This window comes from Pseudopedobacter sp., from assembly GCF_040392825.1.
In the GTDB taxonomy this organism is placed as follows: domain Bacteria; phylum Bacteroidota; class Bacteroidia; order Sphingobacteriales; family Sphingobacteriaceae; genus Pseudopedobacter.
In genome coordinates this window covers 1-11,471 of record NZ_JBEBVH010000118.1, presented here as the reverse complement: position 1 = coordinate 11,471, position 11,471 = coordinate 1, and the positions used below count along the sequence as shown (strand labels likewise).

The window sequence follows — 11,471 nt, the reverse complement described above, 5'->3', positions numbered from 1 at the left end:
ACATCAATACAGGGAGACTTGAAGAAATAATCCAATATGCAAAGTGTATTACTTTTATAATGGGATGCCTGCCTGACGAAATGATGAGTGGCATCTGCATTAACTTGGTGCGAATGTGTACCCGTTTCACACAGACGTTAAGTTAGGAAGGAAAATATATAAACGAAGGATCCGTCATCTATCCATAACAATGCTAAAAAAACTTTACGATAGCAAATACCTCTTATTACTCCACAAAAAGCAAAACCAAATTCCGCTTCTACGGGTTAAATACATAATTATACAAATATCTTACTATGGAAACCAATAGACTATCTCAGAGAATGAACCAGGCACTTAATGCTCAGGTTACATTAGAAGCATTTTCTGCTCAGGTGTATTTAATGTTATCAAGCTGGGCAGATGATGCTAAACTAGACGGAATTTCTGCATTTCTGATAAAACACAGTCAGGAAGAACGTGTCCACATGGCTAAAATTATGGAATATATTCAGGAAAGAGGAGGTAAAGTAACTATAGAAGCCATACCCAAACCATCTCCAGAACCTACAAACACAAAAGAATGTTTCGAAATGGTTCTACAACAGGAAATCGAAAACAGTGAAGCTATTTACAGACTGGTAGATTTAAGTATGTCTGAAAGAGACTGGGCTACCTTCAACTTTTTACAATGGCTGGTAGCCGAACAAAGAGAAGAAGAAAAGCTTGCATTAACCCTGCTTGACAAAGTTAATCTGGCAGGAGGAAAAGATGCTTCTCATGCCTCTATTTACGAACTGAATAAAGATATTGGAGAAACAGGACAGGAATTCCCAACAGCAGATGAAGAAAATCCACTGTTATAGCAGATGAAAATTATATAAGGTTTATTCTACTTTAAAATTTTCCTTACGGAATGGTGTTTCCTGAATTATCTATAAAAATTCAGGAAACATCATTTATACTTTAGGACTGCTTTCTAACGTATTTGGTTAATATCACAATCATCTGCCCTTCTACCCTGCCTTCTATATATTCATGATTGTTCGGATCCAGTTTAATACCTTTTACCACTGTTCCTAATTTCGCACTTAAAGATGATCCTTTTACATCCAAAGTTTTTATAAGTACAACAGAATCTCCGTCAAAAAGCTGATTACCATTACTGTCTTTATGCACTTCTGCATTACCACTATTATGTTCATCACCTGCAGCTTTTGCCCATTCAAGCGTTTCGTCATCCAGATATAGAATATCTAAATTGTCCTGTGCCCAGGCCTCATTTTTCAATCTGTTCAGCATTCTCCATGCTACAACCTGAACTGCAGGAATCTCACTCCACATCGTTTCACCTAACACTGTCCAATGCGATGGTTCTAATTCTTCTGTTCTATTTATTTGATTTAAACACTTCTCGCAAACCAGAAATGTATTCTCTAAGGTGGTGATTGAATCTGGTTTAGCCTCGTAAACCATTAATTTTTCGGTCGAATGACACAATTCGCAAGTATTTCCGCTTCTTTCTTGCAATTCTTGTTCTAATTTCATCTTTCGGTTATAAATTTCAAATCTAATATTTTATTTACGATAGAGACACCTCATTGGTCTTTAAATTGTATTATTTAAATAGACATTCATATATCATGGTGTCCAAAATGTATCTTTGCGCCCTTAATTTTCTTATTGAGATGTTGAAAAAAAGTTTGCTTTCCCTTGCCTTCGGATCTTTTGCTATTGGAATGACAGAATTCACCATGATGGGAATTCTGCCGGACATAGCTAAAGACCTTCAAATAGATATTCCAACTGCAGGCCATCTAATAGCACTTTATGCGTTAGGTGTTGTTGTTGGAGCTCCCTTATTAGTGATGCTGGCTTCCAAATATCCGTCTAAGAAGGTATTAATCTGGCTGATGCTGTTGTTTACCATATTTAATGGTTTATTTGCATTTGCTCCCGAACATAATTCCTTAATGCTATTACGATTCCTTTCGGGGCTGCCTCACGGTGCATTCTTTGGCGTTGGGTCTGTCGTAGCGGCAAAAATTGCAGATCGCGGAAAAGAGGCACAAGCCATTAGTATCATGTTTACAGGTATGACCATTGCTAATCTTGCCGGTGTACCCTTAGGCACATTTGTAGGGCATCATTTTTCATGGAGAATTTCATATGCTGTTATTGCCTTATTTGGCCTGGCTACTATGATGGCGGTAAAAGTATGGCTGCCAAATGTAAAAAACGAGAATGAAACCTCTTTAAAAGGTCAGCTTCAATTCTTTAAAACCTGGAAAGCATGGTTGCTCGTTGCAGTTATTTCAATTGGAACCGGCGGTTTATTTGCCTGGTTAAGCTATATAGCTCCGCTAATGACCAACATCACGAAGCTAAATCCAAACCAGATACCTTTTATCATGATCCTGGTAGGACTTGGAATGTGTTTTGGGAATCTTATTGGCGGAAAATTATCCGATACCATAGGTGCTACACAGGCAGCAATTGTATCCTTCAGTTCTATGGCTATATGTTTAATTATTGTTTATTTCACATCTCACATAGCTGCCGCAGCCTATATCATGTCTTTTGTTACCGGTATTGTTTCTTTTACTGCAGGGTCACCTTTGCAAATGATGTTGATTAATACCGCTAAAGGTTCCGAAACATTGGCTGCTGCTGCAGGACAGGCTAGCTTTAATATAGGCAATACATTTGGAGCTTACTTTGGAGGCCTTCCTCTGGTTTATGGATTCGCCTACAACTCTCCTCTTTTAGTCGGAATTGGCATGGCTCTTAGCGGTGCTACTTTGGCATTAAGTTTTCTTATCTTGAACAAAAAAACCAAATAGGCATAAATTATATGGGATACGCAGAAGATAAAAAGTATGAAAATGTAGATTTCGTAATAGAAGACATCCGCGCCTTTTCTGAATATGAAAATTGCGTATTTATCAATTGCAATTTTTATGAAACCGATATTTCCCACGTCAAATTCATGGAATTCGAATTCAGAGACTGCAACCTGAGCATGGCAAAAACAAATGATACTGCTTTTAGAGATACCCATTTTAAAAACTGCAAAATGCTTGGCTTAAGGTTTGATAGCTGTAATCAATTTGGACTGGCCTTTACTTTCGAGAACTGCAACTTAAGCCACTCGTCTTTTTTCCAAAATAAAATCAGAAAAACAAAATTCTATAACTGTCACTTAGAAGGAGTCGACTTTTCCCAGAGTGACCTAAGCACCGCAAGTTTTGAAGAGTGCAATCTTAACATGGCTATTTTTGATAATACCATTATAGAAAAGGCAGACTTCAGGACCGCATGGGGATTTCAGATAGATCCTGAAAATAATTATATCAAAAAAGCAAGATTCAGCACATCAGGTTTACCTGGTCTTTTAACTAAATATAATATAGAGGTAGATTGATTTTTTTTGTTTTATCCATCCTATATAAGACAGTCTTAGACTCTCAATACCAGGCAAGAATGAAATATTTATTTATAGTTGCATTAATTCTGCTAACTTCTTGCAAACTAATCCCTGAAAAAAACAAAGTTGCCGATGCCGGCACATCAGATACAAATAAAATTGAATCTGCAGAAACCTTTACACTAACAGACAAGACAATAAAATTTCTTTGGCGTGACAGCAGCAATTCTATTGTCATCAACAAAGAATTTTGTAAAACAATCTCAGCCCCAGAAAAAGCGGTATTGGGCTATGTGGTAACCTTCATTGGGAATGAATGTTGGTGGGACGGAGACTATACTGAAAATAGAAGTAATTTAAAATGTGAAATATTGACCGCATTAGATTTGGGTTATCAATGTTCAGACAAACATTTAAACTTTCTTAGACATTGGTTTAAAAACGATTCAGCCTCACTAAATAAACTTGAAGCTTGTCCAACAACACCTAATACATCGACAACACAGGATACGTTTGATGAAATCATTTTGACAACAAAAGGAAACAGAATTTCGGTATTCTTTAAAGCAAACGGAATGAATATGCGAGAAGAAAAAAGCTGGAGCTGGTCAGAAACTGACTATTTCCAGCTCTACAATGATAACATTAAACTCATAAACATAGACCAGTCAAAAGTAAAGCTCCAACACTTTGATATAAGTGAATAAAGATAACGGGACACGTCTATAACATCAGTTATTGCAAACTCCACGTTGATCTACCCCTTTGCCTTATCCAGCAGATTTCCCCATTTTATCTAAACGGCAATACACTTATAGCTTTTCACTATTGGAATATAAAATTAATTGATTTTAATTATCTCAGCTAATCTCTTAATTTTATAGAACGTCAAAAGGAAAAAAGTGTTAACCTAATAACTTCTAAAAATGGAAAAAGAATCAAACGACATCAGCAAATGTCCATTTCATAACGGAACATTGCGTAACAGCGTTGCAGGTGGAGGTACTCAGAATAGAGATTGGTGGCCAAACCAATTAAAAGTTAGTATCCTAAGGCAACATGATACCAAATCTAATCCAATGGATAAAGGCTTTAATTATGCCAGAGAGTTTGAAAGTTTGGATTTAGCTGCTGTAAAAAGAGATTTACATGCGTTAATGACTGATTCTCAGGATTGGTGGCCAGCAGATTTCGGACATTACGGTCCATTATTTATTCGCATGGCCTGGCACAGCGCAGGAACTTATCGTGTTCAGGATGGTCGTGGAGGTGCAGGGGAAGGACAACAACGTTTTGCTCCCTTAAACTCCTGGCCAGATAATGTAAGTTTAGATAAAGCCCGTCGTTTATTATGGCCGATTAAACAAAAATATGGTCGTAAAATTTCCTGGGCCGACTTATTGATATTAACCGGAAATGTTGCTCTGGAATCAATGGGATTCGAGCCACTCGGATTCGCAGGCGGACGTGAAGATGTTTGGGAACCAAATACAGATGTTTATTGGGGTTCTGAAAACACCTGGTTAGGTGGTGATGTACGTTATGCTCATGGGTCGGAAGGTGTTGTTGAGAACCATGGTGTTTTAGTTTCTGATGACGATGCTGATGGCAAAGTCCACTCCCGTGATTTGGAAAATCCTCTGGCTGCAGTGCAAATGGGTTTAATCTACGTAAATCCGGAAGGGCCAGACGGAAATCCTGATCCAATTTTAGCAGCCAAAGACATACGTGACACTTTTGGCCGAATGGCCATGAATGATGAAGAAACCATCGCCTTAATCGCAGGAGGTCATACCTTTGGTAAAACTCATGGAGCTGCCTCTGCAGATCATGTTGGAAAAGAACCCGAATCTGCCGATATGGAAATGCAAGGCTTAGGCTGGCACAACTCTTATGGAACAGGTAAAGGTGGCGACACCATTACTTCTGGCCTGGAAGTTACCTGGACAAGTAAACCAACAGAATGGTCTAATCTATTTTTTGAATACCTATTCGATTTTGAATGGGAACTCAGTAAGTCTCCCGCAGGAGCACACCAATGGGAAGCTAAAAATGCTGAAGAGATTATTCCTCATGCACACGATCCTAATAAAAAAATTAAACCACGCATGTTAACTACGGACTTGTCACTGCGTTTCGATCCGGAATATGGAAAAATCTCCCGTCGTTTCCGCGATAATCCACAAGAATTTGCAGATGCATTTGCGAAAGCATGGTTTAAACTCACACATCGCGATATGGGTCCGCGTGAACGCTATTTAGGTCCCGAAGTTCCTCAGGAAATATTTATTTGGCAGGATCCTATTCCTGCGGTTAATCATGAATTAATTAACGAAACGGATGTCACATCTTTAAAACAACAGATTTTAGGATTGGGATTATCTGTTCCTGAACTGGTATCTACCGCCTGGGCTTCTGCATCTACTTTCCGTGGATCTGATAAACGTGGCGGAGCAAACGGTGCCCGAATCCGTTTAGAACCAATGAAAAGTTGGGAAGTTAACAATCCTGCACAACTAACCAAGGTCTTAAACGCTTTAGAGGGATTGCAAAATCAATTCAATGCAACAGGCAAAAGAGTTTCATTAGCAGATTTAATAGTTTTAGGTGGAGTAGCCGCGGTTGAAAAAGCTGCTAACGATGCTGGTTATAACGTTACTGTTCCATTTACTCCGGGTCGCATGGATGCTTCTCAGGAACAAACCGAAATAGATTCTATAGCATACCTGGAACCTGTTGCAGACGGATTCAGAAATTATCGCAAGTACAAAAACCAGGCAGTTTCCACAGAAGAGTTATTAATTGATAAAGCTCATTTATTGACTTTAACAGCTCCGGAACTAACTGTTTTAGTAGGTGGCATGCGCGCTTTAGACACTAACTACGATAACTCTAAACATGGTATATTTACAGATCGCCCGGGACAATTAACCAATGATTTCTTTGTAAATTTATTGGATATGGGAACTGAGTGGAAAGCGATGGATCAGACAAAAGAAGTCTATTTGGGAGTCTGTCGCAAAACAGGTCAGCCTAAATGGACCGGGACCAGAAGTGATCTGGTTTTCGGATCTAACGCCGAATTAAGGGCATTGGCCGAAGTTTATGCAAGTAACGACGCCAAAGAAAAATTTGTTAATGATTTTATCGCCGCCTGGAGCAAGGTAATGGACTTAGACAGATTTGATTTAAAGGTCTAAAAATAACAATTTTCTGAATTTTAATTAAAAAGGCACTTTTGACAGAGTGCCTTTTTTAATATTTGAGGAAGCAGTACCTAAACACTTTCAATGAATGTTTTATAAAAATCAAGGTATTTTCTCTACTAAAATCTTGTTAGCAGCCTTATCATAGTAAGTACAAGTCATTTCTTCGGCACACACGGTCCATTTTTCTATACCTGATTTCGAAGCATCATCACAGAACATAAAATAATCTGTTTTACCTTCCTGATGAGCTTTTAAATCCTTTTTGAATTGTATGTCCTTCGCTCTTTCAGCAATATTTAACACATCATATTTTGGAAGTGAAGTTATTTTATAGCCATCTGTTCCATAATAATCCGTATGTCCATCTGAGACATAGGTTTCATAGTACGTTACACCTAATGTTTTAATTTTTCTGACATAAGCCGGAAAATCTGCTCCCGATTTTACCTGGCTATGGGCTTCTTTAATTTGTTCTAATGTAAACATCAGCTTATATTTTTATTGTCACAATCACAGTAATCTTAATCTCAAAATGTAGCGTATTACAGTTGGACACACAAATCTACGTATTGTTTTCCAAGCATTTATATCTCTCTGGACTACTTTATTTTTTAGAAACTGGATTGGTTTAAGCAAAGCCGTTCCCTGATATTTATAAAAATTTTAAACATGAAAATAGTTGAGGTTTACAAAAGGCTCGATTTAGAGATTACAAAGGGAAAGGGTTGTTTTGTTTGGGATAAATCCGGAACTCAATATCTGGATATGTTTGGCGGACATGCTGTTATATCTGTTGGACATACTCACCCTCATTATGTGTCAGAAGTTAGTCGGCAATTGAATTTATTGGGTTTTTATTCCAATAGTGTACGAATTTCTATTCAGGAGCAGATAGCCGATAAACTGGGAACGATTAGCGGTAAAGAAAATTATAATTTATTCTTATGTAACTCGGGAGCCGAAGCTAACGAAAATGCATTAAAGCTGGCATCTTACCAAAATGGAAGAAAAAAGGTAGTTGCTTTTACAGGTTCCTTTCATGGAAGAACTTCTCTTACCGCAGCTGCTACAAATATTTCTGCTATTGCAGCTCCTGTTAATGAGACAACGCATATAATTTTTTTACCACATAACGACCTGAATGCATTAGAAGCTACATTTTCTGAAATGGGAGATGAAATATCATCTGTTATTATTGAAGGCATACAGGGCGTAAGCGGCATCCATATTTCACAGAATGAATTCTTACAGAAAATTCGCAGGTTGTGTGACCAGTATGGAGCCTATTTGATAGCTGATGCGATACAATGTGGCTATGGAAGAACTGGCAGTTTTTTCTCACATGACTATAGTGGTATTAATGCAGACATATACACCCTGGCAAAAGGAATGGGGAATGGTTTCCCCGTCGCCGGTTTAATGATTAACCCGCTATTTAAATCAGAATACGGCTCTTTAGGAACCACTTTTGGAGGAAATCCATTAGCTTGCTCTGCTGCATTAGCTGTATTAAATATAATTGAAGAAGAAAGATTAATTGAAAATGCAAACCTGATTGGCAATTATCTTTTAAATGAACTTAGAAAATTCAATAACTTAAAAGAGGTACGTGGCAGAGGCTTAATGATTGGGATTGAAACTGTGGACGAGTTTGAAAATATAAGGACAGCCTTAATAAACAAACACCACATTATTACCGGAGAGGCAAAACCTAATGTTATAAGGTTATTGCCGCCGTTAAATTTCACATATGAGCATGCTGATTTGTTTTTGAATGCTTTAAAAAAGGAACTGGCTTAGTTCTCTGGACCATTGGATTGTCTTAAAACTGGACCAAATAAACCAACCAGTTATTTGAGATATTTGGAATTCAATATTAAACTATCAAATATGTCAACAGTAAATGCACAATTAAGCTCACAAGCAGTAAATGTAAAAAGAGAAAAGGTAATCTTATCAAAGGCTACAATTGAAAATTTAGAGGATGCAGCCAAATTATTTGATATGTATCGTATCTTTTATAGACAGCCTTCTGATTATGAGCGGGGAAAACAATTTTTACGGGAAAGATTAAACAATAACGAATCGCATATTTTTTTGGCTTATGTTGACGGTATAGCTGCTGGCTTTGTGCAGTTATATGAATTATTCCATTATATTAAGCTGGAAAAACAATGGTTGCTCAGTGATCTTTTTGTCCATCCTGATTATCGGGGTATTGGACTTTCTGTGGCAATTATTGACCGTTGTAAACAATGGTGTGCTGAAACAGGTGCCTGCGGTTTGATGCTGGAAACCGAAAAAACAAATGCCATTGGGAATCAATTATACCCACGTTGCGGTTTTGAATATGACGGACTGCATAATTACTATCATTGGTGGAAATAAAACTGGAAAGTAAATATAAAAATGGCTGTTTGAAGTAACGGCCATTTTTATTATAACAGTTTACCCAGTATTTCTGTCCCTTCTTCTAGCTGCGCTTCATTAAGTGAACCATAGCCCAGGCGAAAGCCATTTACAGGTTCGGCATAACTATATTTTTCGGGAGTTACAATCTTTACCCCTTTTTTCGATAATTGTGCTGATAATTTTTTCCAATCTACCAGCTTCTTTGGTGTAATCCAGAATGCTAACCCGCCCTCAGGTGCTATATATTCGATCTTATCTTTTAAAGATCTGTCTAACAGGCCGATTACATAATCTCTTTTATTTTTATAATGATGTGTAGCCTTCCGGATATGACGTTTCAAAGTTCCATCCTGAATCAATTGCAAAATAGCTTGCTCCATAATATTGTCACTTTGCACATCGATGATTTTTCGGAGCCTGCCTATACGTTCGATAAATTGCGGTACATTACAAGCCAAATAACCAATACGCAACGCTGGGGCAACTACTTTACTCAAAGTCCCCACATAGATATAATTTTTGAGCTCTACATAACTTGAAATGGGCATAACCGGACGATATCCAAAATGAAACTCGTTATCATAATCATCTTCGATGATCAAAAAACCATACTCATTAGAAAGCTCAATCAGCTCCATACGTCTCTGTAAACTCAACGTAACCGTTGTAGGATATTGCCGGTGTGGTGTTGTATAAACAGCCTTTATCTTCTTATTCTTTTTTAACAGTTTAGTTATTTCATCTACTTTAACTCCATTTTCATCTACAGGTACAGGAATCAATTTTGCACCGGCATGCTCAAATGCTTGCCATGCAGGTTTATAGCCCGGATTTTCTACTATTACGCTATCTCCTTTCTCTATGAGACATTGGGCAATCAGGTACATAGCCATCTGACTTCCTCTGGTAATGCACAACATATCTTCATGTAACCTCATCCCTCTCTGGTGGTTTAGCATTTGCATAATGGCCCTTCTAAATTCCAGATCTCCCATCGGATCTCCATAATCCATCATCTGCCAACGGGCTTTTCTGCCAAAAATTTGGCGATAAGCTCTGGCAAGTTCTGTAACCGGAGCAATTTTACTATCTGGGTTTCCGTCATCAAAAGCGACACGTTCCTTAGTTATTGAAATCTCAGTATGAATAACAGGAATCGCTTCTATGCCACCTGATTTGTTAAATTTGGGTACTATATCAGCGACAAATGTTCCTTTTCGCTCTTTCGAAATCAGCCAGCCTTCATTAATTAGTACCTGTAACGCATCTACAATCGTATTACGGTTTACCTTTAACAAGATGGAAAGGTTTCTGCTACCAGGAAGGGGCTCTCCTGCTTTTAATCTTCCTGTTTGTATAGCCTCAATAATCTTATCTGCAATCTGAAGGTAAATAGCCTTGCCTGATTGCGAATCGATGGCAATTTCCAATTTCCAAGGTCGTAACATCTGGACTATCTGTTTTTAAAAAATCTGTATCACTAAGATATACCAAAGGTATAATACTTTTGTAATGCGGAACATTAAAAAATTATAATTATGAAAAAAGCAACCTTTTATCATGCAGGCTGTCCTGTATGCGTAAGCGCAGAACAGGATATTTTAAATCTTATTCCTTCGGAAGAAGTAGAAGTTGTTCATCTGGGGAGCAATAAAGCCAGAATTGAGGAAGCAAAAACAGCCGGTGTAAAATCTGTTCCGGCGCTGGTACTAAACAACGGAAATGTGCTCCATATTAATTTTGGAGCGTCTATAGAAAATGTAAAGTAAAGTTCAAATGCTGTCTTCTATGTTTGTATGCAGCAAATGTCGGAGACAGCCTCCTCATCTCCTTTGCCCGGAAAAACGAAAAAAGCACTCTTTGAATGACTGATCCAATAATTCAAAATATAAATACCATTCAGGAACGTATCAAAAAGGCTTGTATAAAAGCTGGCCGCCCGGTAGAAAGTGTAAAATTATTACTGGCAACCAAGACGGTTCCGGCAGAACGTATTAAAATTGCCTTACGTACCGGACAGACATTAATAGCTGAAAACAGAGTACAGGAACTCAAAGAGAAATTTAATGAATTGAAGGATACTGCCCATACCAATCATTTCATCGGACATCTGCAAACCAACAAAGTAAAAGATGTTTTAAAATATAACGTAACCTGTATACAATCGTTAGATCGGTTTGATTTGGCAGAAAAATTACATCAGCGATTATTATTTGCAAATAAATCTATAGATGTTCTGATACAGGTAAATACTTCCCTTGAAGAAAGCAAGTTTGGGGTACACCCCGACAATGTTATTAAACTGGTTAAACAAATAGCACCATTTGAAACCATAAAAATAAAAGGGCTAATGACTATCGGTCTGTTTAGCGCCGAAACCGAAAAAGTACGCCAATGTTTCCGGTTACTGAAAAATATACAAACTGCTATTGCTGCGTTAGATA

12 protein-coding genes are annotated in these 11,471 nt (G+C 37.7%); 9 read left to right on the top strand and 3 right to left on the bottom strand.

The features are described from left to right. The first annotated feature begins 296 nt into the window (after positions 1 to 296). The gene (locus ABWO41_RS09875; protein WP_353137205.1) at positions 297 to 845 is read left to right on the top strand and encodes a ferritin; all 549 of its coding nucleotides are present in this window, start codon (positions 297 to 299) and stop codon (positions 843 to 845) included. A gap of 100 nt (positions 846 to 945) precedes the next feature. On the opposite strand, the gene ABWO41_RS09870 is transcribed toward ABWO41_RS09875, so the two are convergent. Beyond that, on the bottom strand, positions 946 to 1,527 hold the full coding sequence (locus ABWO41_RS09870) for a PhnA domain-containing protein (protein WP_353137203.1): 582 nt from the start codon (positions 1,525 to 1,527) through the stop codon (positions 946 to 948). Positions 1,528 to 1,667: 140 nt separating this feature from the next. Here ABWO41_RS09870 and ABWO41_RS09865 point away from each other — a divergent pair, with 140 nt between their 5' ends. From ABWO41_RS09865 to katG, 4 genes are all read left to right on the top strand, one after another. Continuing rightward, on the top strand, positions 1,668 to 2,822 hold the full coding sequence (locus tag ABWO41_RS09865) for an MFS transporter (RefSeq protein WP_353137201.1): 1,155 nt from the start codon (positions 1,668 to 1,670) through the stop codon (positions 2,820 to 2,822). 11 nt (positions 2,823 to 2,833) lie between these two features. Next, positions 2,834 to 3,403: a pentapeptide repeat-containing protein gene (locus ABWO41_RS09860; protein ID WP_353137198.1), complete on the top strand. Its 570-nt coding sequence runs from the start codon at positions 2,834 to 2,836 to the stop codon at positions 3,401 to 3,403. A 59-nt stretch (positions 3,404 to 3,462) separates the two neighbouring features. After that, the gene (locus tag ABWO41_RS09855) at positions 3,463 to 4,113 is read left to right on the top strand and encodes a hypothetical protein (protein WP_353137196.1); all 651 of its coding nucleotides are present in this window, start codon (positions 3,463 to 3,465) and stop codon (positions 4,111 to 4,113) included. A gap of 219 nt (positions 4,114 to 4,332) precedes the next feature. Beyond that, entirely contained in the window at positions 4,333 to 6,606 is a 2,274-nt protein-coding gene (katG, locus tag ABWO41_RS09850) for a catalase/peroxidase HPI (protein ID WP_353137194.1), read from the top strand. Positions 6,607 to 6,714: 108 nt separating this feature from the next. Here katG and ABWO41_RS09845 read toward each other — a convergent pair whose 3' ends face one another. Continuing rightward, on the bottom strand, positions 6,715 to 7,101 hold the full coding sequence (locus ABWO41_RS09845; RefSeq protein WP_353137192.1) for a DUF1398 domain-containing protein: 387 nt from the start codon (positions 7,099 to 7,101) through the stop codon (positions 6,715 to 6,717). 183 nt (positions 7,102 to 7,284) lie between these two features. Between ABWO41_RS09845 and ABWO41_RS09840 the strand changes: the two genes are divergently transcribed. Both ABWO41_RS09840 and ABWO41_RS09835 read left to right on the top strand, forming a co-directional pair. After that, a complete protein-coding gene (locus tag ABWO41_RS09840) occupies positions 7,285 to 8,415 on the top strand; it encodes an aspartate aminotransferase family protein (protein WP_353137189.1) in 1,131 nt (376 codons plus the stop codon). Between the two features lie 90 nt (positions 8,416 to 8,505). Beyond that, positions 8,506 to 9,003 carry a GNAT family N-acetyltransferase gene (locus ABWO41_RS09835; RefSeq protein WP_353137186.1) on the top strand — a complete coding sequence of 166 codons (498 nt, stop codon included), beginning with the start codon at positions 8,506 to 8,508 and terminating at the stop codon, positions 9,001 to 9,003. 50 nt (positions 9,004 to 9,053) lie between these two features. On the opposite strand, the gene pdxR is transcribed toward ABWO41_RS09835, so the two are convergent. Further along, positions 9,054 to 10,475 (bottom strand): MocR-like pyridoxine biosynthesis transcription factor PdxR, encoded by a 1,422-nt coding sequence (pdxR, locus tag ABWO41_RS09830; RefSeq protein ID WP_353137183.1) that lies wholly within the window; start codon positions 10,473 to 10,475, stop codon positions 9,054 to 9,056. Positions 10,476 to 10,565: 90 nt separating this feature from the next. On the opposite strand from pdxR, the gene ABWO41_RS09825 reads away from it, so the two are divergent. Both ABWO41_RS09825 and ABWO41_RS09820 read left to right on the top strand, forming a co-directional pair. Then, positions 10,566 to 10,796: a thioredoxin family protein gene (locus ABWO41_RS09825; RefSeq protein WP_353137180.1), complete on the top strand. Its 231-nt coding sequence runs from the start codon at positions 10,566 to 10,568 to the stop codon at positions 10,794 to 10,796. A gap of 95 nt (positions 10,797 to 10,891) precedes the next feature. Next, a partial coding sequence (locus ABWO41_RS09820) for a YggS family pyridoxal phosphate-dependent enzyme (RefSeq protein WP_353137177.1) occupies positions 10,892 to 11,471 on the top strand: 580 nt, incomplete at its 3' end.

What these genes read in the sequence shown, in the direction of transcription:
- ABWO41_RS09875 (WP_353137205.1), top strand. Translation starts at nt 297, where the DNA reads ATGGAAACCAATAGACTATCTCAGAGAATGAACCAGGCACTTAATGCT.
- ABWO41_RS09870 (WP_353137203.1), bottom strand. Translation starts at nt 1,527, where the DNA reads ATGAAATTAGAACAAGAATTGCAAGAAAGAAGCGGAAATACTTGCGAA.
- ABWO41_RS09865 (WP_353137201.1), top strand. Translation starts at nt 1,668, where the DNA reads ATGTTGAAAAAAAGTTTGCTTTCCCTTGCCTTCGGATCTTTTGCTATT.
- ABWO41_RS09860 (WP_353137198.1), top strand. Translation starts at nt 2,834, where the DNA reads ATGGGATACGCAGAAGATAAAAAGTATGAAAATGTAGATTTCGTAATA.
- ABWO41_RS09855 (WP_353137196.1), top strand. Translation starts at nt 3,463, where the DNA reads ATGAAATATTTATTTATAGTTGCATTAATTCTGCTAACTTCTTGCAAA.
- katG (WP_353137194.1), top strand. Translation starts at nt 4,333, where the DNA reads ATGGAAAAAGAATCAAACGACATCAGCAAATGTCCATTTCATAACGGA.
- ABWO41_RS09845 (WP_353137192.1), bottom strand. Translation starts at nt 7,101, where the DNA reads ATGTTTACATTAGAACAAATTAAAGAAGCCCATAGCCAGGTAAAATCG.
- ABWO41_RS09840 (WP_353137189.1), top strand. Translation starts at nt 7,285, where the DNA reads ATGAAAATAGTTGAGGTTTACAAAAGGCTCGATTTAGAGATTACAAAG.
- ABWO41_RS09835 (WP_353137186.1), top strand. Translation starts at nt 8,506, where the DNA reads ATGTCAACAGTAAATGCACAATTAAGCTCACAAGCAGTAAATGTAAAA.
- pdxR (WP_353137183.1), bottom strand. Translation starts at nt 10,475, where the DNA reads ATGTTACGACCTTGGAAATTGGAAATTGCCATCGATTCGCAATCAGGC.
- ABWO41_RS09825 (WP_353137180.1), top strand. Translation starts at nt 10,566, where the DNA reads ATGAAAAAAGCAACCTTTTATCATGCAGGCTGTCCTGTATGCGTAAGC.